Origin of the sequence: Falsihalocynthiibacter sp. BN13B15, from assembly GCF_041205415.1 — a bacterium.
In the GTDB taxonomy this organism is placed as follows: domain Bacteria; phylum Pseudomonadota; class Alphaproteobacteria; order Rhodobacterales; family Rhodobacteraceae; genus Falsihalocynthiibacter; species Falsihalocynthiibacter arcticus.
This window is the reverse complement of record NZ_JBGFCE010000005.1, coordinates 176,100-196,729: the sequence shown is the minus strand read 5'-3', so window position 1 is coordinate 196,729 and position 20,630 is coordinate 176,100. Positions and strand designations below refer to the sequence as shown.

General features: G+C 53.8%; 27 protein-coding genes. 16 read left to right on the top strand and 11 right to left on the bottom strand.

The window, feature by feature from the left end; all coding sequences use genetic code 11:
- Positions 1-792, top strand: a complete 792-nt coding sequence (cobM, locus tag AB9F26_RS10785; protein WP_335583788.1) for a precorrin-4 C(11)-methyltransferase — start codon at positions 1-3, stop codon at positions 790-792.
- A 101-nt stretch (positions 793-893) separates the two neighbouring features.
- On the top strand, positions 894-1,247 hold the full coding sequence (locus AB9F26_RS10780) for a hypothetical protein (protein WP_335583787.1): 354 nt from the start codon (positions 894-896) through the stop codon (positions 1,245-1,247).
- 41 nt (positions 1,248-1,288) lie between these two features.
- On the opposite strand, the gene AB9F26_RS10775 is transcribed toward AB9F26_RS10780, so the two are convergent.
- The gene (locus AB9F26_RS10775; RefSeq protein ID WP_369768003.1) at positions 1,289-2,458 is read right to left on the bottom strand and encodes a MalY/PatB family protein; all 1,170 of its coding nucleotides are present in this window, start codon (positions 2,456-2,458) and stop codon (positions 1,289-1,291) included.
- Positions 2,459-2,565: 107 nt separating this feature from the next.
- Between AB9F26_RS10775 and def (AB9F26_RS10770) the strand changes: the two genes are divergently transcribed.
- The 3 genes from def (AB9F26_RS10770) to fmt are packed head-to-tail and all read left to right on the top strand — an operon-like array spanning position 2,566 to position 4,496.
- On the top strand, positions 2,566-3,087 hold the full coding sequence (def, locus tag AB9F26_RS10770) for a peptide deformylase (protein WP_039002006.1): 522 nt from the start codon (positions 2,566-2,568) through the stop codon (positions 3,085-3,087).
- The gene (gene def, locus AB9F26_RS10765) at positions 3,084-3,581 is read left to right on the top strand and encodes a peptide deformylase (protein ID WP_369768002.1); all 498 of its coding nucleotides are present in this window, start codon (positions 3,084-3,086) and stop codon (positions 3,579-3,581) included. The genes def (AB9F26_RS10770) and def (AB9F26_RS10765) overlap by 4 nt, the downstream gene beginning before the upstream one ends.
- 15 nt (positions 3,582-3,596) lie before the next feature.
- Positions 3,597-4,496, top strand: coding sequence for a methionyl-tRNA formyltransferase (gene fmt, locus AB9F26_RS10760; RefSeq protein WP_369768001.1), 900 nt, complete (start codon positions 3,597-3,599; stop codon positions 4,494-4,496).
- A gap of 10 nt (positions 4,497-4,506) precedes the next feature.
- Here the strand turns inward: fmt and rnhA are convergent, their stop codons facing one another.
- The 4 genes from rnhA to AB9F26_RS10740 form a co-directional block, all read right to left on the bottom strand.
- A complete protein-coding gene (gene rnhA / locus AB9F26_RS10755) occupies positions 4,507-4,965 on the bottom strand; it encodes a ribonuclease HI (protein WP_039001817.1) in 459 nt (152 codons plus the stop codon).
- Positions 4,958-5,551 carry a class I SAM-dependent methyltransferase gene (locus AB9F26_RS10750; protein ID WP_369768000.1) on the bottom strand — a complete coding sequence of 198 codons (594 nt, stop codon included), beginning with the start codon at positions 5,549-5,551 and terminating at the stop codon, positions 4,958-4,960. Before AB9F26_RS10750 ends, rnhA begins: the two co-directional genes overlap by 8 nt.
- On the bottom strand, positions 5,548-6,498 hold the full coding sequence (gene ispH / locus AB9F26_RS10745) for a 4-hydroxy-3-methylbut-2-enyl diphosphate reductase (RefSeq protein ID WP_335583780.1): 951 nt from the start codon (positions 6,496-6,498) through the stop codon (positions 5,548-5,550). The genes AB9F26_RS10750 and ispH overlap by 4 nt, the downstream gene beginning before the upstream one ends.
- Positions 6,499-6,617: 119 nt before the next feature.
- Positions 6,618-7,199: an NYN domain-containing protein gene (locus AB9F26_RS10740; protein WP_039001819.1), complete on the bottom strand. Its 582-nt coding sequence runs from the start codon at positions 7,197-7,199 to the stop codon at positions 6,618-6,620.
- A 99-nt stretch (positions 7,200-7,298) separates the two neighbouring features.
- Between AB9F26_RS10740 and folK the strand changes: the two genes are divergently transcribed.
- The 11 genes from folK (at position 7,299) to recO (ending at position 16,010) form a co-directional block, all read left to right on the top strand.
- Positions 7,299-7,892 (top strand): 2-amino-4-hydroxy-6-hydroxymethyldihydropteridine diphosphokinase, encoded by a 594-nt coding sequence (folK, locus tag AB9F26_RS10735; protein ID WP_369767999.1) that lies wholly within the window; start codon positions 7,299-7,301, stop codon positions 7,890-7,892.
- 76 nt (positions 7,893-7,968) lie between these two features.
- Positions 7,969-8,325 carry a DNA-directed RNA polymerase subunit omega gene (rpoZ, locus tag AB9F26_RS10730; RefSeq protein WP_039001820.1) on the top strand — a complete coding sequence of 119 codons (357 nt, stop codon included), beginning with the start codon at positions 7,969-7,971 and terminating at the stop codon, positions 8,323-8,325.
- Positions 8,326-8,350: 25 nt separating this feature from the next.
- Positions 8,351-10,474 carry a bifunctional (p)ppGpp synthetase/guanosine-3',5'-bis(diphosphate) 3'-pyrophosphohydrolase gene (locus tag AB9F26_RS10725; RefSeq protein WP_335583778.1) on the top strand — a complete coding sequence of 708 codons (2,124 nt, stop codon included), beginning with the start codon at positions 8,351-8,353 and terminating at the stop codon, positions 10,472-10,474.
- Positions 10,475-10,496: 22 nt separating this feature from the next.
- Positions 10,497-11,144, top strand: coding sequence for a DUF2062 domain-containing protein (locus tag AB9F26_RS10720; protein ID WP_039001822.1), 648 nt, complete (start codon positions 10,497-10,499; stop codon positions 11,142-11,144).
- Between the two features lie 42 nt (positions 11,145-11,186).
- Positions 11,187-11,936, top strand: coding sequence for a pyridoxine 5'-phosphate synthase (locus AB9F26_RS10715; protein ID WP_369767998.1), 750 nt, complete (start codon positions 11,187-11,189; stop codon positions 11,934-11,936).
- Positions 11,937-11,976: 40 nt separating this feature from the next.
- Positions 11,977-12,381, top strand: a complete 405-nt coding sequence (gene acpS / locus AB9F26_RS10710; RefSeq protein WP_335583776.1) for a holo-ACP synthase — start codon at positions 11,977-11,979, stop codon at positions 12,379-12,381.
- A 76-nt stretch (positions 12,382-12,457) separates the two neighbouring features.
- On the top strand, positions 12,458-13,240 hold the full coding sequence (lepB, locus tag AB9F26_RS10705; protein WP_039001825.1) for a signal peptidase I: 783 nt from the start codon (positions 12,458-12,460) through the stop codon (positions 13,238-13,240).
- Between the two features lie 117 nt (positions 13,241-13,357).
- Positions 13,358-14,044: a ribonuclease III gene (gene rnc / locus AB9F26_RS10700; RefSeq protein ID WP_039001826.1), complete on the top strand. Its 687-nt coding sequence runs from the start codon at positions 13,358-13,360 to the stop codon at positions 14,042-14,044.
- Entirely contained in the window at positions 14,041-14,952 is a 912-nt protein-coding gene (gene era / locus AB9F26_RS10695; protein WP_369767997.1) for a GTPase Era, read from the top strand. The genes rnc and era overlap by 4 nt, the downstream gene beginning before the upstream one ends.
- Positions 14,949-15,281, top strand: coding sequence for a DUF1491 family protein (locus tag AB9F26_RS10690; protein ID WP_039001828.1), 333 nt, complete (start codon positions 14,949-14,951; stop codon positions 15,279-15,281). The genes era and AB9F26_RS10690 overlap by 4 nt, the downstream gene beginning before the upstream one ends.
- A gap of 9 nt (positions 15,282-15,290) precedes the next feature.
- On the top strand, positions 15,291-16,010 hold the full coding sequence (gene recO / locus AB9F26_RS10685) for a DNA repair protein RecO (protein WP_039001829.1): 720 nt from the start codon (positions 15,291-15,293) through the stop codon (positions 16,008-16,010).
- Here the strand turns inward: recO and AB9F26_RS10680 are convergent.
- From AB9F26_RS10680 to dapA, 6 genes are all read right to left on the bottom strand, one after another.
- Positions 16,007-16,363, bottom strand: a complete 357-nt coding sequence (locus AB9F26_RS10680; RefSeq protein WP_369767996.1) for an META domain-containing protein — start codon at positions 16,361-16,363, stop codon at positions 16,007-16,009. The two genes, recO and AB9F26_RS10680, sit on opposite strands and share 4 nt — an antisense overlap.
- A 42-nt stretch (positions 16,364-16,405) precedes the next feature.
- The gene (locus AB9F26_RS10675; protein ID WP_369767995.1) at positions 16,406-16,963 is read right to left on the bottom strand and encodes a TetR/AcrR family transcriptional regulator; all 558 of its coding nucleotides are present in this window, start codon (positions 16,961-16,963) and stop codon (positions 16,406-16,408) included.
- 113 nt (positions 16,964-17,076) lie between these two features.
- Entirely contained in the window at positions 17,077-18,261 is a 1,185-nt protein-coding gene (locus AB9F26_RS10670) for an amino acid aminotransferase (RefSeq protein ID WP_335583771.1), read from the bottom strand.
- A gap of 1 nt (position 18,262) precedes the next feature.
- Complete coding sequence (gene sseA / locus AB9F26_RS10665) at positions 18,263-19,117, bottom strand: 3-mercaptopyruvate sulfurtransferase (RefSeq protein ID WP_335583770.1); 855 nt, start codon at positions 19,115-19,117, stop codon at positions 18,263-18,265.
- Between the two features lie 47 nt (positions 19,118-19,164).
- Positions 19,165-19,647 carry an SsrA-binding protein SmpB gene (smpB, locus tag AB9F26_RS10660; protein ID WP_335583769.1) on the bottom strand — a complete coding sequence of 161 codons (483 nt, stop codon included), beginning with the start codon at positions 19,645-19,647 and terminating at the stop codon, positions 19,165-19,167.
- Between the two features lie 86 nt (positions 19,648-19,733).
- Complete coding sequence (gene dapA, locus AB9F26_RS10655; RefSeq protein WP_335583768.1) at positions 19,734-20,606, bottom strand: 4-hydroxy-tetrahydrodipicolinate synthase; 873 nt, start codon at positions 20,604-20,606, stop codon at positions 19,734-19,736.
- Positions 20,607-20,630: the final 24 nt, after the last annotated feature.

Here is a 20,630-nt window from a genome sequence, read left to right as displayed (position 1 = left end):
ATGACAGTCTTTTTTATCGGGGCAGGCCCCGGCGATCCGGAACTTTTGACCCTAAAAGCCGCGCGTGTGATTGGTGAATGTCCCGTGTGCTTGTATGCGGGTTCGCTGGTGCCGCCACAGGTCGTTGAATGTGCCCCAGAAGGCGCACGCGTTTTGGACACAGCGCCAATGACCTTGGACGACACCCACGCCGAAATCTTGGCGGCCCATAAACGGGGCGAAAACGTCGCGCGGGTTCATTCAGGCGATCCGTCGCTTTACGGGGCGATTGCCGAGCAAATACGGCGATTGAAAGCCGATGGAATCGATTATCAGATCATTCCGGGTGTGCCAGCCTATGCCGCCGCCGCCGCCGCCCTTGGTCAAGAGTTAACTATTCCTGAAATCGCGCAATCCATTGTTTTGACACGGATGTCGATGCAGTCGACCTCTATGCCTGCAGGCGAAACTCTTGATAATTTTGCCCGTACGGGGGCCACTTTGGCGATCCATTTGGCGGTCCGTAATATGCGGGAAATCGAACGGGTTTTGGTGCCGCATTACGGCGAAGACTGTCCTGTGGTGGTGGCGTATCGCGTTGGCTGGCCCGACGAGATGATGCTGCGCGGAACTTTGGCGGATATTCGCAAGAAGGTCCGTGCTGCGAAAATTACGCGAACCGCCCTTATTCTCGTTGGTCCAGCCCTTGGAGAAGTGCGCGACTTTAAGGATTCCGCCCTTTATGATCCCACCATGCCGCATGTGCTGCGCCCTGTAACTGGTGTTGATTTGGTCGAAGACATCAACACCTAGGGGAAACAGTTTTGAGGGTTAAGGTTAACTTGACCTACACGTCCTCTGTGGCATTCTTAACGGAAGCGGCGCTGTGTCGTAATTTGATTCTCGGAGTTGTGATGTCTGATTTTCTACCCAAAGAAGTGCGCGAAGGTCTTGAACGGGCCCGTATGGCCGCTTTAAGAAAGCGGAGCCGTTTGTGTGTGCACACGGGGCCGGATGTCTTCCCGATTCTTAAGTTTTGGGATCGTGGCTTCTCTTTGGAGGCAAAAAACGCGCCGCATATTCGTGGGTTGGTGGATGTTTTTGATGGAAGTCGGCACCTGTATCAATGTCTGATTGTCGCTTCAGAAACGCATGACGATGAAATCCATTTTGATTTTAAGCGCGCCACCGTCGCCGCAGATCGGGCCGCGCTTGATTTTGCTGTCTCGGATAACGCCCCCGTCGCCTTGATCGTTCACGCTAGATAGCATTGGGGAGGGCGCAACCTTACTTGCCACGCCCGTCCAACCTATTGCAAATCCCCAAAGGCCGCTTGCATCCGCGATACCGCTTCTTGAATGCGGGATCGCTGCGTTCCGATATTGAACCGCAGGTGAACCTCTCCCCCTGTACCAAATGTGGGCCCCTGATTTGTGGCAATGCGGGCAACTTTTGCCACCCTCTCCGAAATTTCGCTCATCGACATTCCCGTACCAGCAAAATCGACCCAAGCCAGATATGTCGCTTCGAGGTGCATTGATTTTAGGCCCGGAATCGCATTGATGCCTTCGTCGAAAATACGTTTATTTTCAGCAATGTAGGCCACAAGTGAATCCACCCATTCGGCCCCTTCTGGTGAATAGGCGGCCGTTGTCGCGACAAGGCCAAAACTATTTGGCGACAGACTGAGCGCGCTCATTCTTGCGGCAAACTTCTGATGCAAATCTGGGTCTTCGATAATTGCGTTGCCCGTGTAGGCCCCAGCGATATTGAAGGTTTTTGACGGGGCTGTCAGCATCACAAGACGATCCGTTACCCCCTCAATCAACGGCATTGCCGTGTGTTTTGCACCGTCAAAAACCACGTCATGGTGAATTTCATCACAGACAAGCGTAAGATCGTGCCGGATAGCAAATGCGACCACGGCTTCCAACTCGCCACGCGTCCAGACACGCCCCCCAGGATTGTGCGGCGAACAGAGGATCAACATGGTTTCTTTGCCAGTCATTTTGGCGTCATAGGCCGCAAAATCCATTTCATAGCGACCGTTGTTATCCACCAAAGGACATTCAACCACTTTGCGGCCCGATGCGGAAATGATCCGCGCAAAAGCATGGTAAACGGGGGTGAAAATTACCACACCGTCGTCTGGAGCTGTGTAAGCTTCCAAACAAATACCAACTGCGTTCACGAGGCCATGGGTTGTAAAAATAGCTTTGGGATCAAAACTCCAGCCATGGCGGTTTTTCATCCACCAACAAATTGCCGCTCGATAGTCAGTTTCATCCGAGAAATAGCCAAAAACGCCATGGTCAATCATTCCCTGAAGCGCGTCGCCGACACATTTTGGGGGTCGAAAATCGGTATCGGCGACCCACATTGACAAACCGTCCTCTGGCGACACGCCGTATATCTTTTCCATGCCATCCCATTTTGAGGAATGGGTGCCGCGTCGATCGATTATGGTGTCAAATTTCATTTTGGTTCCTTGACGTTTCCAGTTTTTTGCAAAGCTATCGAAATGAAAGGCAGTTGCAAGGGGGTAGAAAGATTGCAACGGCGCGCATCATGCCCTAAATGACAAATATGAGCATACGTCCAATCCTTATCCATCCCGATCCGCGCCTCAAAAAGACTGCTGAGGCCATCGAAACCGTCACGCCAGCGTTGAAATCCCTCGCGGAAGATATGCTTGAAACGATGTATAACGCGCCCGGTATTGGCCTTGCCGCGCCGCAAATTGGTATTTTAAAACGTTTGATCGTTTTGGATTGCGTAAAGGAAGACGGCGCAGACCCCGAGCCTATGATTATGTTCAACCCTGAAGTGGTGTGGAAATCAGAGGCGCTCAACACCTATGAAGAGGGTTGTCTCTCGATTCCCGAGCAATTTGGCGATGTTGAACGCCCCGCCGAAGTTGGCGTGAAATGGATCGATGCCGAAGGGGCCGCACGTGAGGCGAAGTTTGATGCGCTTTGGGCGACCTGTGTGCAACATGAAATTGATCATTTGAATGGCACATTATTCATTGATTACCTTAAGCCTTTGCGCCGCCAGATGATCACGCGTCGGATGCAGAAACTTAAACGTGAGAGGGCGCGTGAATGAGTGTTCGCCCGTTCGTTGCTTGGCCCGATAAACGCCTGCGCACCGTTGCCCAACCGGTGGCCGAAATTACCGATGCCACCCGTGCCATTTGGGCTGATATGGTTGAGACAATGGAAGCGATGCCCGGTTTGGGGCTTGCTGCCGTTCAGATCGGCGTGTTGCAACGCCTTGCCGTTGTGGATTGCTCTCAGGAACGGGGGCAGGTTGTTTTGCTCGCCAATCCCGAGGTTTTGCATGCCAGTGGCAAGATGCGCGACCACGAAGAAGCCAGCCCAAATTTGCCCGGCGTTTCGGCGACGATCACCAGGCCACGCGCCGTGACTGTGCGATTTTTGAATTCCGAAGGCCTTGAAGAAGAACGCGATTTCGTGGGCGTCTGGGCAACTTCGGTTCAGCATCAAATCGACCATCTGAATGGTAGAATGTATTTTGACCACCTGTCAAAAATGAAACGAGACATGCTGCTGCGCAAGGCCAAAAAACTGCAAGGCTAGCGAGAGGACACTGCTATGCGCGTTATTTTCATGGGGACACCGGAATTTTCGGTTCCCGTCCTTGAGGCTTTGGTTGCTGCGGGCCACGAGATTTCCGCAGTGTATTGCCAGCCGCCGCGCCCTGCGGGACGTGGTAAAAAAGACCGTCCTAGCCCCGTGCAACAAAAAGCGGAAGCCCTTGGCCTTGAGGTGCGCACGCCTGTTTCCCTCAAAACGCCCGAAGCCCAAGAGGACTTTGCGGCGCTTGGGGCGGATATCGCCGTTGTGGTTGCCTATGGTCTAATCCTACCGCAAGCCATTTTGGATGCGCCGAAAAAGGGATGCCTTAATATTCACGCGTCGCTTTTACCCCGTTGGCGCGGGGCGGCACCAATCCATCGGGCGATTATGGCGGGTGATCCAGAGACGGGTATTTGCATCATGCAGATGGACGCGGGTCTTGATACCGGCGCTGTTTTGTTGCGCGAAGCGACGGCCATTGGTGCCGAGGAAACAACCGCGCAATTGCATGACCGCTTGTGCGACATGGGGGCGAAGCTTGTTGTGACCGCGCTCGAAGAATTGCCGCAACTGGAGGCCCTTACGCAATCTGATATTGGCGTGACCTATGCCGCGAAAATCGACAAATCCGAAGCGCGAATTGACTGGAGCCAAAGCGCCGAAGCGGTCGACCGTAAAATTCGTGGGCTTTCACCTTTTCCGGGGGCATGGTGCGACGTGGGCGGCGAGCGCCTCAAGCTGTTGGCGTCTCGCACGGCAGTGGGCATGGCCCCAGCAGGAACAGTTTTGGACGGTATGACAATTGCCTGTGCGACGGGGGCGGTTGAAATCCTTTTGGCGCAGAGACAGGGTAAAAAACCCATGTCCCCAGCCGATATTTTGCGCGGCCTTACCCTGCCTGAAGTGCTGATCTAGGCCCGAAAATCTAGCGCGTTTTCTTGAACGGTTCCATGCCTTGGCGGGCAAGTTCGTCGGCGCGTTCGTTTTCTGGGTGGCCTGCGTGGCCTTTAACCCATTCCCACGAAACGTCGTGACGGGCGTTTGCCGCGTCTAAGCGCTTCCAAAGGTCTTCGTTTTTTACCGGTTTTTTGGCCGCAGTTTTCCAGCCGTTTTTCTTCCAGCCAAAGATCCATTTCGTGAGGCCATCTTTGACATAATTGCTGTCGGTCACGAGGGTAAGTTTTGACGGGCGTTCCAGCGCTTCGAGGGCGCTAATCGCTGCCATAAGCTCCATACGATTGTTCGTGGTATCAGCGGCCCCGCCACAAAGAGGGCGTTCTTTGACAACGGTTTTGCCTTCGCGGGCAATGAGAATTGCGCCCCAGCCACCTGGTCCTGGATTTCCACTGCAAGCGCCGTCGGTATAAGCATAAAGTTCAGACATGGGCGGTTATAAGTATCCAAGGTGCAGTGACGCCATCCAGTCCCACGTCTTGGCCAAAGGCACAGCGCGAGATTTGAAAGCCGACGTTTGTTAAAATGTGGTCGAGTTCTTCTTGGGTATAAAGCGCATAAAACCGGCCAATGCCATCGCGAATTTCTGCTGTTCCGGTTTTCATTCCAAGATGCAGATGCCCTGTGGGTTTTAGGGCGCGGTGGAGGGCCAAAAGGTGCCGTGGAAAATCAGCTTTGGAGGCGTGGAGAAGCGAGAAATTCGCCCAAACGCCGTTGTAAATATCATCGCCGGAAATGTCGTCAAAGGTCGCGAGTTGCGCTTCTACGCCATAGAGTGCGCGGGCCTGTTCAATCATTGCTGGGCTTGCGTCGCGGGCGTCGACATTCAAACCTGCAGCGACCATGCGGGCCGATGCGCGCCCTGTGCCACATCCCAAATCCAAAACGGTTGCGCCCTTTGGTAGTCGCGCAATGAACGCGTCTAGGGCGGGGAAGGGCGCGTCCGTTTCCACCATTTTAGCGTAGTCGCTGGCACGGGCTTCATAGACGGCGAGGGTTTCTTTGTCGACGCTCACACGGCCTCGCGCAACACGCGGGGGACCTTAAACTCAACGTTTTCTTCGGCTGTTTCAACGAATTTTACGGTGACGTCATAGCGGGTTTTGAAGGCGTCGATGACCTCATTGACCAGAATTTCCGGCGCACTCGCACCTGCCGTCACGCCGACCGACTTGATGCCCTCAAGGGCACGCCAATCGATGTCATGGGCACGCTGAACAAGTTGCGCATAGGAGCAGCCAGCTGCTGCTGCAACCTCTACAAGGCGTTTGGAATTGGAGCTGTTTGGAGCGCCGATTACAAGGATCGCGTCCGAACTTGGTGCCATCGCCTTGACCGCTTCTTGGCGATTGGTCGTGGCGTAGCAGATGTCTTCTTTGTGGGGGGCAATGATGGCGGGGAAGCGCGTTTTGAGGGCTTCTACGATGAGGGCCGTGTCATCGACTGAGAGCGTTGTTTGCGTAATATAGGCCAGCTTTTCAGCGTCGCGCACAACGAGGTGCGCAACGTCTTCGGGAGTTTCCACAAGGAGCACTTCGCCCTCGGGCAATTGCCCCATTGTGCCGACGGTTTCGGGATGGCCTTTGTGGCCAATCATAACCATTTGCAAACCGCGTTCGGCATGGCGCTCGGCCTCAATGTGAACTTTGCTCACGAGGGGGCAGGTGGCATCGACAAACAACATGTCGCGGGCTTGGGCGGCGGCGGGCACGGATTTCGCAACTCCGTGTGCCGAAAAGATAACGGGGCGATCATCGGGACATTCCGCCAGCGTTTCGACAAAGACGGCCCCCTTGGCCCTAAGCTCATCCACGACGTATTTATTGTGGACGATCTCGTGGCGCATATAAACGGGAGCGCCCCATTTTTCGAGGGCCATTTCGACGATTTTGATCGCACGTACAACCCCCGCACAGAATCCGCGCGGTGCGGCAAGATAAAGGGTAAGGGGAGGTTTTTGCATGGGTGCCTCATTGGTTGATGTCCCAGAGGTATGCGTTCGAGCGTTATTGGTAAAGAGGCGCGTGGGTAAAAAGCACGAGCTTGAAACGAAAACCGGGGCCCAATGGACCCCGGTTCAGTTTATTCTTGCTCTGCCATCATCGTCGGAGCCGCATCTTCTTCTGAGTTGGGCTCACGAGGTGGGCGCCCAACCACATCCTTAAGCTCATCAAGTTCGATGAAGTTGTCGGCTTGACGACGCAACTCGTCCGAAATCATCGGAGGTTGGCTGCGGATTGTCGAAACAACGGAGACACGCACGCCTTGACGCTGCAAGCTCTCAACGAGAGGGCGAAAATCACCGTCCCCCGAAAAGAGAACAACATGGTCGACATGTGGTGCAAGTTCCATGGCATCAACAGTGAGTTCGATGTCCATGTTACCTTTGACTTTCCGGCGCCCCATGGAATCAGTATATTCCTTCGCCGGTTTTGTCACCATCGTGAAGCCGTTGTAATGAAGCCAATCTACGAGCGGACGAATGGGTGAATATTCGTCGTTTTCAAGCAGGGCCGTGTAGTAAAAGGCCCGAAGTAGTTTTCCCCGGCGCATAAATTCTTGACGCAAGAGTCTATAGTCAATGTCAAACCCAAGTGATTTAGCAGCGGCATACAGATTCGAGCCATCAATGAACAACGCCAGTCGTTCGTCTCGATAAAACATAAAATATGTCCTTCCAAAAATACTTTGCTCTGGTTTCCGTGAGTGAGTGATTAGGATATTGTGCGAGCAAAGGTTATGTAAATTTAAGGATTTTAACGAATGCCGCAACCCACAGAGTGTCACAATGCTGAAACAATAGGCATAGTATCCTTGGGTTCGAACGTTATTACGCCGCAATTTCAACCGCTAGAGCGATTGCGGCGCGCCTTGGTTGATTTAGGTGACGTAGGGATAACTCTTAAAAAAACCAGCCAATTTTATCACTCACCGTTTTTTCCCGCGAATCAGGGGGCGGATTTTGTGAATGCAGTTGCCGTGGTATCGGGGCCACTTATCGCGCGAGAGGTTCTGAACCGGTTGCACGCTATCGAGGCTAAACATGATCGTACGCGTGAAAGCAGGTGGGCTGACCGCACTTTGGATATTGATCTCATCGCTTGGGGAGACGGAATTCAACCTGATGTGGAAACCTTCTCAAACTGGCGGGATTTGCCAATGGAGAGGCAAAAAGCACTGACGCCGGACCAACTCATCTTGCCCCATCCACGGCTGCAGGATCGCGCTTTCGTTCTGGTGCCGTTAAACGATGTTTTCCCGACTTGGAAACACCCCGTGACAGGCGAATCAGTCGCCGAGATGCTGAATGCTCTATCAGAAAGCGAAAAATCCGCTATTATTCCCCTTAGAACCTAGGGTTTTCGGGCTTGTCATTGCCGCGTCAAGCTACTAAATAGACGTCTTCTAAACCCCGATTTGCATTGGAGTGCCCATGGCCCGCGTTACGGTTGAAGATTGCGTTGATAAAGTTCCTAACCGCTTTGAGTTGGTGATGCTTGCATCCCATCGCGCACGTGAAATTACGGCTGGGTCTGCGATCACAGTTGATCGCGACAATGACAAAAACCCCGTGGTTGCTCTGCGTGAAATCGCAGATGAGACACAGTCCGCTGAGGATTTGCGCGAACGGATGATCGAGAGCAACCAAACTCAGATCGAAGTCGATGAGCCTGAAGCTGACGATATGGCGTTGTTGATGGGGGCTGAGCCTGCTGACAAACCAGCTGAGGACGATATGTCTGAAGAAAACTTGCTGCGCGCTCTTATGGAAGCGCAAGGGCAGCAATAAGCAAGACGCGAAAGAGGCGGACTGGATGATCGAAGTCGACGACCTGATCCAACTGGTCCGCAACTACAATCCAAACACTGACGAAGCCAAGATCGCCGCGGCCTATGCCTATGGCCGCGAGATGCACGTCGGTCAAATGCGTCAGTCGGGCGAGGAATATTTTACACATCCCGTTTCTGTTGCCGCAATTTTAACCGAGCAACAATTGGATGATGCCACGATCATCACCGCCCTGCTGCATGATACGATCGAAGACACCAAAGCCACCTATTCAGAAATTCAGGAACTGTTCGGAACGGAAGTTGCCGAGCTTGTGGACGGCGTAACAAAGCTGACCAACTTGCAGCTTTCCAGCAGTGAAACCAAACAGTCCGAGAATTTTCGCAAGCTGTTTATGGCGATGTCTAAGGACATGCGCGTCATCCTGATTAAACTCGCAGACCGTCTCCACAATATGCGGACGATCAAGGCGATGCGCGCAGAAAAACAGGCCCAAAAAGCGCGCGAAACCATGGATATTTTTGCCCCCCTCGCAGGCCGCATGGGGATGCAATGGATGCGCGAAGAGTTGGAAGACTTGGCTTTCCGCGTCCTCAACCCCGATGCGCGCAATTCGATCATTCGCCGCTTTGTGATGTTGCAGCGTGAAACGGGCGACGTGATCCAAAAAATTACCCATGACATTCGTACGGAGCTTGAGGCGGAGGGAATAGAGGCCGACGTTTATGGTCGAGCGAAAAAACCCTACTCAATCTGGCGAAAAATGGAGGAAAAGGGCATAGGTTTCTCGCGCCTTTCCGACATCTATGGTTTCCGCGTTATTACGCGGCAAGACGCAGATTGTTATCGGGTTTTGGGGGCTATTCACCGACGGTGGCGCGCGGTTCCTGAACGGTTCAAAGATTACATTAGTCAGCCAAAATCAAATGGTTACCGATCGATTCATACCACTGTCTCGGGGCGGGACGCCAAGCGCGTTGAAGTTCAAATTCGCAGTCGCCAAATGCACGATGTTGCCGAAAGCGGCGTTGCGGCGCATTGGTCGTATCGCGATGGTGTGCGCACCGAAAACCCCTTCGCCATCGATCCGGCGAAATGGATTTCCGGCCTTGCCGAGCGGTTTTCCAACGCCGAGGATCACGACGAATTTCTAGAGCATGTGAAGCTCGAAATGTACTCGGATCAGGTCTTTTGTTTTACACCAAAAGGCGCGGTTGAGAAATTACCTCGTGGCGCGACACCGCTTGATTTTGCCTATGCCATCCACACGCGCATTGGCGATAGTTGTGTGGGTGCCAAGGTGGACGGATTACGCGTACCGCTTTGGACACGCCTTAAGAACGGACAATCGGTTGAGATTATAACGGCCGAGGGTCAACGCCCGCAAGCGACTTGGTTGGATATTGCGGTCACTGGACGGGCCCGCGCCGCAATCCGTCGGAGCCTTCGCGTCGAAGATCGGGATCGGTTTATTAAGCTCGGGCGAGAACTTGCCCGCGTTGCGTTTGATCATATTGGCAAGCGCGCCACAGAAAAAACGTTGCAGCGCGCCGCGGTCCAGCTTGGCCTTGCGAATTCTTCAGAACTTCTCGCACGTTTGGGCAGTGCCGAACTTTCCGCAAGTGACGCCGTTTCCATCGTCTTCCCTGAACTAGCGGCTAGTTCGGGTGATGAAATTGACGTGGCGCGCGCCGTTGTCGGCCTGTCCCCTGGGCAAAGTTTTCGCCGCGCGAAATGTTGTCAGCCTGTTCCGGGCGAGCGCATCGTCGGGATCACATATCGTGGCGAAGGTGTTGTTGTGCACGGCATCGACTGTCCGGTGTTGTCCGAATATGAAGAGCAAACTGATCGGTGGGTTGATCTTCATTGGCACTCTGGGCGCCACCCCGCCGTGCATACGGTGACGATAAATATTACCATTACCAACGACGCTGGCGTGCTGGGACGCATGTGCACACTAATTGGAGCGCAAGGTGCAAATATCTCGGATATGCACTTCTCGGACAAGAATTCAGATTTCTTCCGCCTTCTGATAGATATAGATGTGCGGGACGCTGAACACTTGCACATGGTGATGAATGCCTTAGAGGTCGAAGAGAACGTTGCTTCTTTGAAACGTCATCGCGATCCGTCGCGTAAACCGGCCTAGAGCTAAGACAGAGGAACGCAACTTGGTTTTTAAACGCCGTGATAGACGCCCCATATGGCAGGCCGTCGCGGATTTCTTTTATCCCAAGGGCGGCTGGTCGCGCGCGTTTCGCTACGTTCGGCATCGGCTTCACAGGCTACCCGACCCCCCGCATAAAATTGCGCGCGGGTTGTTCGCAGGTGTTCTCACAAGCTTTACCCCATTGTTTGGCATGCATTTTCTGATTGCTGTTATTTTGGCCAAACTTATGCGCGGTAATATTATGGCCGCGCTTCTGGGCACGTTTTTCGGCAATCCCCTCACCTTTCCAATTATCGCACCGCTCTGCATTCAGCTTGGCAAATGGATGTTGGGTCACCCGTTTCGCCAGCCCGATCAAGCGGATCTTTTGGCGAGGTTTTCGGCAGTAGGCCGAGAAATTAAAACGAATATTTGGGCAATTTTTACCGATGCAGAGCCGCATTGGTCCAGTATTGATGGGTTTTACCACTCCTTGTTCCTACCGTATTTGATTGGTGGTATTATCCCAGGGATCATCTCTGGTGTGGTTGTGTACTACCTTTCGGTGCCCTTGATCGCGGTCTATCAAAAGCGTCGGCGCGGACGGCTTAAGAAAAAACTTGATGAGTTGCGCAAGAAGGCGGCAAAGAAGGCTGACGGCTCGGCTTGATCTCGTTAACGTGCTGCGTAAATCGGTTTAGGGAATCACGAAATGGCGCAAGTAGAGAAACTTAGATTAGGTATAAATATCGATCACGTCGCGACGGTGCGTAATGCTCGCGGCGGGGACACACCCGATCCCGTACGCGCCGCAGTTTTGGCACAGCAAGCGGGTGCCGACGGTATCACAGCGCATTTGCGCGAAGATCGCCGCCATATTGGTGATGCCGATATTGACGGGTTGATGGAAGCGCTCTCGATTCCGCTGAATTTTGAAATGGCCGCGACGAAAGAAATGCAAGACATTGCGCTTCGTCACAAACCGCATGCCGTTTGTATTGTGCCGGAAAAACGCGAAGAACGCACGACGGAGGGGGGGCTCGAAGTTGCCCGCGAGGAAAATGCACTGGCGCATTTTATCGCTCCCTTGCGGGATGCGGGGTGTCGCGTCTCTATCTTTATCGCCGCGGAGCCACGCCAAATCGAAGCCGCTCACCGCATCGGTGCGGCCGTTATTGAGCTGCACACCGGCGCCTATTGTGATGCCCACGCCGAAGGGCGCTTTGACGTTCGCGATCTTGAACTTGAGCGCTTGCGGGAAATGTCTAAGTTTGCCCATTCGCTGGGTCTTGAGGTGCATGCGGGCCACGGGCTGACCTATGAAACCGTCAAACCAATTGCCGCGTTCCCCGAGGTTGTCGAGCTTAATATCGGCCACTTTCTGATCGGCGAGAGCATCTTTCGCGGCCTAACGCCCGCCATGGCGGAAATGCGGCGGTTGATGGACGAGGCAAGAGCTTGAACGATTGCATTGTGGTAATTAACGGCAAAGTGGTGCCCCAATGATACTGGGGATCGGAAGCGACCTGGCGAATATCGAGCGTATTCAAGGGACTTTGGATCGGTTTGGTGATCGCTTCAAAAATCGCGTTTTTACCGAAGTTGAGCAAAGAAAAGCTGAGCGACGGCGCGATGTTGCTGGCACTTATGCCAAACGGTGGGCTGCCAAAGAAGCCTGTTCCAAGGCGCTCGGAACGGGGCTAGCAATGGGCATTAGTTGGAAAGATATGGCCGTGAGCAATCTTCGCACCGGTCAACCAGTGATGGAAGTGACCGGTTGGGCCAAAGAACGGCTTGCGGAAATGACCCCCGCGGGACACACGGCGATCATTCACGTCACCTTAACCGACGATCACCCTTGGGCACAGGCGTTCGTCGTGATCGAAGCACACCCAAATAATGTGTGAACGCGGCTAAAACTTGACACTCAACCGCGCGGGCCGCATGTAGCGCTAAGATATTTTGAACAGAACAGGCACGAAAATGAAAACCATCGAGAAAAAAGAAGACGGCATTCTGGAAACCGTGAAAACCGTTTTTTGGGCGCTGATCATCGCGGGCATTTTTCGGACCTTGTTTTTTCAACCATTTTGGATTCCGTCGGGTTCGATGAAAGACACGCTTTTAATCGGTGACTTCCTATTTGTGAACAAAATGGCGTATGGGTATTCGCGCTATTCCTGCCCCTTTTCTGCCTGTCCGATTACGGGGCGCATTTTGGGATCTGAACCCGATCGCGGCGATGTGATTGTGTTCCGCCACCCGACATCAGGCGTGGATTACATTAAGCGTCTTATCGGCCTTCCTGGCGACAAGGTTCAAGTGATCGATAGCGTTGTGTTCATCAATGACGAAGAGGCGGTTCAGGTTCCTGATGGCCTATTTGTAGAAAACTATGCGCCACAAGGCTCCGCTGGCAATTTGCCCGCATGTATTACGCGCCCCGGCCCCGACGGCGAGTGTGTGAAAGATAAATTCCTTGAAACGCTTCCCGGCGGTGTGACCCACTCGATCTTGAATTTCACCGATCAACAATTGGATAATACGCAAGCGTCTATTGTTCCCGAAGGGCATTACTTCTTTATGGGTGATAATCGTGATAATTCGAGTGATAGCCGCGTTCCGCAGAATGCTGGTGGTGTTGGTATGGTACCGTTTGAAAATCTGGTTGGTCGTGCGGATCGGATTGTTTTCTCGTCGGCAGGGAAATCGTTGTTTGCATTTTGGACATGGCGCGGCGACCGTTTCTTTAAAGCGGTTGAATAACGCGACACTTGTCTTGTGTGGTTTAAACTTGGTCTAGAAACTGATAGTCCATCCCATCGCCCGTGGAGCGATTCCAAAAGGCATCTCGTGAGGTTTTAGTAATTTGAAGGACGATCGGTGAAAATAGCCGCAGAATTAAAGGCCTTTTGCGCCCGAATAGAGCATGATTTTGCAGACCCCGCCCTATTGTTGCGGGCTGTGACGCATAGCTCGATGTCCTCGGTTACCCGTGATGATAACCAGCGAGACGAGTTTCTTGGGGACCGTATCTTGGGTTTGGTGATCGCCGAGGCCCTGCTGCAAGCGGATAAAAATGCCAGCGAAGGCGTTCTTGCGCCGCGTTTCAATGCTCTCGTGCGCAAAGAAACCTGCGCCGATGTTGCGCGTGAAATTGGCCTTGGAACCGTTTTGAAGCTTGGCCGTTCAGAGATGATTTCCGGTGGCCGTCGCAAAGAAGCCCTCCTCGCAGATGCCATGGAAGCCTTGATCGCTGCCGTCTATCAGGACGCCGGATTTGAGGTGGGCCGTGCGTTTGTTTTGCGTCACTGGGGCAAACGTATCACAACGGTTGAGGCTGACGCGCGCGATGCAAAAACTTCGCTCCAAGAGTGGGCACAGGCTCGCAAACAGCATCCCCCAAAATATGTCGAGATCGCGCGCTCAGGCCCCGATCACGCCCCGATTTTTACAATAGAAGTTCAGCTTCAAAGCGGCGACGCCTATCGCGCGACCGCTGGATCAAAACGGCAAGCTGAACAAGCCGCTGCCACCGCGCTGCTCATGCAGCTGGAAGGAAAGTCATGACCGAAAAACGCGCCGGATTTGTTGCCCTGATTGGCGAACCAAACGCGGGAAAATCCACACTTCTTAACTTCATGGTTGGGGCCAAAATCTCAATCGTAACGCATAAGGTTCAAACGACCCGAACCCGTATTCGCGGCGTCGCCATCGAAGGCGATAGCCAGATCGTCTTTATCGACACGCCGGGTGTGTTTCGCCCGCGTCGTCGTCTGGACCGCGCGATGGTTGCGGCCGCTTGGGGGGGCGCTGCCGATGCCGAGGTTGTGGTGCTGTTGATTGAGGCGAACCGTGGTTTGACCGAGGGTGTAGCCATGATGCTCGAAACCCTTTCTGAATTTGCAGAAGGTCGCCGCATTGCGCTTGCGATCAATAAAATTGACCGCGTTAAGGCCGAAACCCTCCTTGGTTTGGCCGCCGAAATGAACGAAAAATTCCTCTTCACCGAAACGTTCATGATCTCGGCTGAAAAAGGTCACGGGGTTGGCGCGTTGCGCAAGTGGCTCGCCGGTGAAATGCCTGTTGGCCCGTGGCTTTACCCCGAAGACCAAATTGCCGATCTTCCGTTGCGGATGATCGTCGCCGAAATGACGCGCGAGAAACTGACTCTGCGGATGCATCAGGAATTGCCGTATCAGCTGACGGTTGAAACGGAAAAATGGGAAGACCGCAAAGATGGATCGGTGCGCATTGATCAGCTGATTTACGTGATGCGCGACGGCCACAAAGGCATCGTTCTGGGCAATAAAGGCGAGTCGATCAAAGCCATCGGGACCGCCGCCCGCGAGGAGATGGAAGCCTTCCTGGATCGCAAAGTTCACCTGTTTCTTCAGATTAAAGTACGGCCAAATTGGCTCGAAGAATCCGAGCGTTACGACGAAATGGGTCTGTCCTTCAAAGATGGGAACGTATGACACGACTCACGGCAGATTTTTGGGTCGCGGCGTATCTGACGCGGCTTCGACTTAAGGATATTCCAGCGTTTGTTACCTCAAAAGGGGACATAACCGCTGGAGCCGTACTGGTGAAGCTCAATACCCTCGATGGTCAGGCTGAGGTTTTTCAGAAAAGTTTTGACCTGATGACAGGTGAACGGGCTTGGATTTCCCTCAGCAAGGGGGATGAGCCCGGCGTCGATGAGGCGATCAAAAAACAATGTAGTTTTGATCCAGACCTTTGGGTGATCGAAGTCGAGGACCGCGCCGGTCGTCATTTGCTCGACGAACCGGGATTTGCGGACTAGTTTAAGCGCATGGAATGGCGTGACCAAGGCACAGTATTGACGGTTCGTCGGCACGGAGAAACCTCCGCGATTATCGACGTGCTTACGCCGGAGCGTGGGCGCTATACAGGCGTTGTGCGTGGCGGGACGAGCCGCAAGCTTGCACCCATTCTCCAGCCGGGAGCCGAGTTGTCCCTGACGTGGCGCGCGCGATTGGAGCAGCATATGGGGGCGTTTACAGTCGAGCCCATTCGGACGCGCGCAGCCCTTGTGATGGACGACCGATTGGCCCTAGCAGGGCTCAACGCGATCACCGCGCTCTTGGCTTTCTGTCTCCCTGAACGAGAGCCGCATAAGCCAATATATTCGGCGTCTATATCCCTCTTGGATTTACTGTCCATGACAGACGCGTGGCCGCTTGCCTACCTCAGATGGGAGGCGGACTTACTCGAGGAAATGGGGTTTGGTATGGACTTGCGCCGCTGTGCTGTGACGGGCAGTCGTGACGATCTGATCTATGTTTCGCCTAAATCTGCGCGGGCGGTCAGTCGTGCAGGGGCTGGGGAATGGGCCAGCCGTTTATTGCCATTGCCACAATGCCTCTTGGGGCAAAGCTCGGTGACGGATGAGGAAATTATGCAAGGTCTAGAAACGACGGGATATTTTCTAAAGAACCGTTTGGCGGTGGCTCTCGGTGATAGAGATTTGCCCGCCGCGCGCCAAAGATTGATCGACCTTTTGAAGCGCTAGTCACCCTTAAAAACCATTTCGCCGCCCTCGTCGTTAGTCAGGATCAGTGTGTCGCCGGCGACCTCGGCGATCGTCATTGCCGCAAGTGCTGTGAAAAACGCGCTTTCTTGGTCCATGTCGGCACAGGCCATTTTAGTGCTTCCGAAGTCTTCGAGTGCGAACCACGGATAGGGCGCTGTTTGCGCGCCAAAGTAGGCATTGCAGGGGGCTTCCCCCGCAATTTCCCCTTCTTCAGGAAAAGTCAGATTCGCCGAGGCCGTAAATGCGACGCCATTTAGGCTTTCTAAAACCCATGTGACGCCAGTGGCGCTGATCGTTTCATCCCCTTGGCAGGAGGATAGTCCGAATAACATTACAAAAACGGCACGTATCATCGCCCAAGATTGCCACCAAACTTAGCTTTCGGCAAGGGCGACAATTGTTGCAAGCAGGCTGGTCAGGGCGGAGCGATCTTGATCGAAATTTCCAGTCGAGAGGGCCTTTAGGCCGATCATGGTCGCATAAATGGCTCGGGGAAAATCAGGATTGGTCAGGTCGAGTTCAGCAAGAATTTCGGCCAGATCGTTGATCCGATTTTGATCGAAGCGCGCGAGTGTTTCTTGGGCCATTTGGTCTTCGCGTGCCCAAGCGCGCATTGCGAGTTCTGCGTTTGCAAAGAGCGCATTAGGAGCGCTCGCCGGTTCCTGAGTATTTGCAAGTGCGAGAAGGCGCTCTGCGGGAGTGCTTGAATTCGCGGGCTCTGAAAGCTGAGTTGTATTGTTCTCCCAATATCCCAAAAGTGCGGTTTTATAGTCCGCTACATCTTTGAAATGCCAGTAGAAAGATCCCTTTGTGGCCCCAATATCGCGGGCAAGGCGTTCGGCACGCAGGGCTTGTGGGCCGCTGGTCGTCAGTGAATGGAGGCCCAGAACGAGCCAATCTTCGATGGTGAGGCGCTTGGGTTTTTCAGCCATAAGTGAGCGTACGATGTCGTATACTACTGCGCAACGACAATCGACAACGTACGCTTGCGTATGGAGTGGAAGCGTCGGGCACCCTTTTGGAAATGCCCGACGGGTGTTCTAGCTTAGATGCCTACGTCAATGATTGCTTTCGCAAGGATCGAGGCGGATTCTTCGTTCAGGCCAGCGATGTTCATACGGCTGTCACTGACCATGTAAATGCCGTGTTGATCACGCAGTTTGGCGACCATTTCAGGCGAGGTTCCAAGGCGTGAAAACATGCCGCGATGTTGAGCAAGGAAACCGAAGCGGTCAGAATTGGCAAGTGTTTGCAATTCTAGTGCCAATTGTTTGCGCAGGGACAACATATTCAAACGAACTTCTTCAAGTTCCGCCTGCCAATCTGCACGCAATTCCGGATCAGTCAGAATCATCGTCACCAAACGTGCGCCGTGGTCGGGGGGGAAGCTAAAGTTTTGGCGATTTAGGAACGCCAAGTTGCCCTGTGTGACGGCCGTGTTTTTTGGGTCCTCACTAATGGCCATTAGGATGCCTGTGCGCTCACGGTAGACGCCGAAGTTTTTGGAACAACTTGCGGCAATCAGGCATTCTGGCATTTCAGAGGCCACCATCCGCACGCCAGCAGCGTCGTCTTCGAGACCGTCGCCAAATCCCTGATAGGCGATGTCGATCATCGGTGTTGCGCCTGTCTCCTGAAGGATGGAAATCACCTCAGCCCATTCAGGGAGGGTCAAATTTGCGCCAGTTGGGTTGTGACAGCAGCCATGCAACAACACGACATCACCGGGTTTTGCGTTGGCCAAATCTTCGGCCATCCCTGAAAAATCAACACTACCAGTTTCGGCATCAAAGTAGCGATATTCCCGCATGGAAAGCCCGACGTATTTGACAATAGAGGGATGGTTTGGCCATGTTGGATTCGAAAGCCAAATTGTCGCGTCAGGGCTCATCATTTTGATGAGTTCCATAGCTTGGCGAATAGCGCCCGTGCCACCCGGTGTGGCAGCCGCTGCGATACGATCCCGAGCAACCGACGTGCCAAGGACGAGGTCAATCATTGCATCGTGAAACGCAGGATCCCCCGCGAGGCCCGTGTAAGACTTCGTGGTTTCGCGCTCCCAGAGTTGCTTTTCAGCGATTTTTACGGCGCGCATAACGGGCGTGTTGCCGCTCGCGTCCTTATAGACGCCGACGCCGAGATCGATTTTGGTGTCGCGCGGATCAGCGCGATACATGCCGACCAGTTCAAGGATTTTGTCTGCGGGTTGTGCGGTTAAGTTGGTGAGCATTCTAGGCCCCTGTTTCAGCTTTGAGATAATCGAACATGCCCCATTCGGCCCAAGAACCGTCATAAAGCGCGTGGTTTCGGTGCCCGATCACTTCGAGCGCCAGAGAGAGAATCGCGGCAGTCACACCAGACCCGCAGGTCGTAATCGCGGGGCGCGAAAGGTCCACACCGGCTGCTTGGAAAACGGCCTTGATCGCGGTGGGGTCCTTCATTGTGCCATCGGGTTTTAACAGGGTGGCATAATGCACGTTGCTTGAATTTGGGATATGTCCCGCGCGCAGGCCGTTGCGTGGCTCGGGTGAATCGCCGCGAAAACGGGCGGGACTGCGGGCGTCAATGATCTCGTGGTCCTCAAGTTTGGAGGCCGAGGCAACCTGCGTTACGTCGCGCACGAGGTGGTTTTGTCGTGAGGTTGTCATATGGCGGTCGCGAACAATTGGCGGGCTGTCGTCCACGGGGTGGCCTTGGGAAATCCACTTTGCCAAGCCGCCATCCAGCACGGCGATATCGGTCTTGCCCATCAAGCGGAACAACCACCATATGCGGGCCGCCGAAAACAAGCCTGCTCCGTCGTAAACCACAACTTGATGCCCGTCACCCACGCCCATCGCGCGCATGCGACTCATGAATTTCTCAACGGGGGGCGCCATATGGGGCAAGGCGCTGCGCTGGTCCGAAATCTCTTCGATGTCGAAAAACCGGGCGCCTGGAATATGGGCTTTGTCGTACTCGGCTTTGGGATCGCGCCCCATATCGGGCAGGTACCATGAAGCATCCAGAATGCGCAGGTCAGGGTCGTTCAAATGCTGGGCGAGCCAGTCCGTAGACACGAGCGTTTTGGGATCATTATATGGCATTGGTACCCCTTAATCTTCTACTCTACAGGCTGCGTGATCGGGCCATGTTAGCCGCGGTCTCGCAATATGCGTTGTTGTTGGCGGCCCCAGTCGCGTTTAGCGTCAGAGGCACGTTTGTCGTGATTTTGCTTGCCTTTACCGACGCCGATTTTGATCTTCACATGGCCTTTATGGTTGAAATACATCACCAGTGGAATAAGCGTCATCCCCTTGCGCGATGTTGCCTGCCAGAGGCGCACCAATTCTTTCTTTTTAACCATTAGTTTGCGGCGACGTTTCTCGTCGTGTCCCCAAGTAACGGCCGGTTTGTAGGGCGCGATATAGCTGTTCACGAGCCAGAGTTCGTTATCCTCAACGGCGGCATAGCTTTCGGCGATGTTACTTTGACCAATGCGCAAAGACTTGACTTCAGAGCCTTGCAATATAATGCCGCACTCAATGTCGTCCTCAATCGCGTAATCATACCGCGCGCGGCGGTTTTCAGCGATGATTTTGTAGTTTCTGTCTTCAGCGGTTTCTTTTTTAGCCATGGGAATGATCTAATGTGCGTGGTCTAGGATGTCTAGATGCGCGAGGAAATGTCCCGCCGAAAGAAATCCATCGGCGGGAGAGGGATTTAGGCCAAAATACCAGCGAATTGCATTGCAGCTTTGATTTGCAGCTTTGTGTCGTCCAACAGGCCGGTCAAAGGCGAGCGCACGTCTTCGGTGCATTTGCCCAAAAGCGACAGCGCATATTTTGCACCCACAAGGCCTGGCTCGACAAAGAGCGCGGTGTGAAGCGGCATCAGGCGGTCTTGAAAGGTTAGCGCTTTGGCGAAATCGCCTTGTGCCAGCGCTGCTTGAAATTCCGCACAGAGGCGCGGCGCGACATTGGCCGTCACCGAAATACAGCCAACGGCCCCATGCGCATAATACCCTAGCGCCATAGCGTCTTCGCCCGAAAGCTGAACAAAATCAGCGCCACAGGTTCCGCGATTTTCGGAAATCCGCGACACGTCGCCTGTGCTATCTTTCACGCCGATGATCATGGGCAACTTGCTCAATTCACCCATCGTTTCCGCCGTCATATCCACCACAGAACGACCGGGGATGTTATAGATGACGATCGGCAAACCTTCTTGGGCCGCTGCCGTGAAATGGGCGATCAAGCCACGCTGTGTGGGTTTGTTGTAATAAGGGGTCACAACAAGGGCCGCGTCGGCGCCAACGTTCTTGGCGAATTGCACAAAGCGGGTCATTTCGGTGGTATTGTTGGAGCCAGCGCCCGCAATCACAGGAATACGCCCCGCGCTCGCTTTTACAACGACCTCAATAACCATTTCGTGCTCTTCGTGGCTTAACGTGGGGCTTTCGCCCGTTGTACCCACAGGAACAAGGCCCGTTGAGCCTTCTTCGATGTGCCACTCAACCAAATGTTTGAGCGCGTCGAGATCCAGTTGGCCACCCTTAAGCGGCGTCACCAGAGCGGGAAGGGAACCCTTGAACATGACACGTCTCCTTTTTGATTGAGG

What these genes read in the sequence shown, in the direction of transcription:
- def (WP_369768002.1), top strand. Translation starts at nt 3,084, where the DNA reads ATGAGTGTTCGCCCGTTCGTTGCTTGGCCCGATAAACGCCTGCGCACC.
- def (WP_039002006.1), top strand. Translation starts at nt 2,566, where the DNA reads ATGAGCATACGTCCAATCCTTATCCATCCCGATCCGCGCCTCAAAAAG.
- cobM (WP_335583788.1), top strand. Translation starts at nt 1, where the DNA reads ATGACAGTCTTTTTTATCGGGGCAGGCCCCGGCGATCCGGAACTTTTG.
- AB9F26_RS10680 (WP_369767996.1), bottom strand. Translation starts at nt 16,363, where the DNA reads ATGTTATTCGGACTATCCTCCTGCCAAGGGGATGAAACGATCAGCGCC.
- AB9F26_RS10670 (WP_335583771.1), bottom strand. Translation starts at nt 18,261, where the DNA reads ATGCTCACCAACTTAACCGCACAACCCGCAGACAAAATCCTTGAACTG.
- era (WP_369767997.1), top strand. Translation starts at nt 14,041, where the DNA reads ATGACCGAAAAACGCGCCGGATTTGTTGCCCTGATTGGCGAACCAAAC.
- acpS (WP_335583776.1), top strand. Translation starts at nt 11,977, where the DNA reads ATGATACTGGGGATCGGAAGCGACCTGGCGAATATCGAGCGTATTCAA.
- sseA (WP_335583770.1), bottom strand. Translation starts at nt 19,117, where the DNA reads ATGCCATATAATGATCCCAAAACGCTCGTGTCTACGGACTGGCTCGCC.
- fmt (WP_369768001.1), top strand. Translation starts at nt 3,597, where the DNA reads ATGCGCGTTATTTTCATGGGGACACCGGAATTTTCGGTTCCCGTCCTT.
- rnhA (WP_039001817.1), bottom strand. Translation starts at nt 4,965, where the DNA reads ATGTCTGAACTTTATGCTTATACCGACGGCGCTTGCAGTGGAAATCCA.
- rpoZ (WP_039001820.1), top strand. Translation starts at nt 7,969, where the DNA reads ATGGCCCGCGTTACGGTTGAAGATTGCGTTGATAAAGTTCCTAACCGC.
- lepB (WP_039001825.1), top strand. Translation starts at nt 12,458, where the DNA reads ATGAAAACCATCGAGAAAAAAGAAGACGGCATTCTGGAAACCGTGAAA.
- AB9F26_RS10775 (WP_369768003.1), bottom strand. Translation starts at nt 2,458, where the DNA reads ATGAAATTTGACACCATAATCGATCGACGCGGCACCCATTCCTCAAAA.
- AB9F26_RS10715 (WP_369767998.1), top strand. Translation starts at nt 11,187, where the DNA reads ATGGCGCAAGTAGAGAAACTTAGATTAGGTATAAATATCGATCACGTC.
- AB9F26_RS10780 (WP_335583787.1), top strand. Translation starts at nt 894, where the DNA reads ATGTCTGATTTTCTACCCAAAGAAGTGCGCGAAGGTCTTGAACGGGCC.
- AB9F26_RS10740 (WP_039001819.1), bottom strand. Translation starts at nt 7,199, where the DNA reads ATGTTTTATCGAGACGAACGACTGGCGTTGTTCATTGATGGCTCGAAT.
- ispH (WP_335583780.1), bottom strand. Translation starts at nt 6,498, where the DNA reads ATGCAAAAACCTCCCCTTACCCTTTATCTTGCCGCACCGCGCGGATTC.
- AB9F26_RS10675 (WP_369767995.1), bottom strand. Translation starts at nt 16,963, where the DNA reads ATGGCTGAAAAACCCAAGCGCCTCACCATCGAAGATTGGCTCGTTCTG.
- smpB (WP_335583769.1), bottom strand. Translation starts at nt 19,647, where the DNA reads ATGGCTAAAAAAGAAACCGCTGAAGACAGAAACTACAAAATCATCGCT.
- dapA (WP_335583768.1), bottom strand. Translation starts at nt 20,606, where the DNA reads ATGTTCAAGGGTTCCCTTCCCGCTCTGGTGACGCCGCTTAAGGGTGGC.
- recO (WP_039001829.1), top strand. Translation starts at nt 15,291, where the DNA reads ATGGAATGGCGTGACCAAGGCACAGTATTGACGGTTCGTCGGCACGGA.
- folK (WP_369767999.1), top strand. Translation starts at nt 7,299, where the DNA reads ATGCCGCAACCCACAGAGTGTCACAATGCTGAAACAATAGGCATAGTA.
- AB9F26_RS10690 (WP_039001828.1), top strand. Translation starts at nt 14,949, where the DNA reads ATGACACGACTCACGGCAGATTTTTGGGTCGCGGCGTATCTGACGCGG.
- AB9F26_RS10725 (WP_335583778.1), top strand. Translation starts at nt 8,351, where the DNA reads ATGATCGAAGTCGACGACCTGATCCAACTGGTCCGCAACTACAATCCA.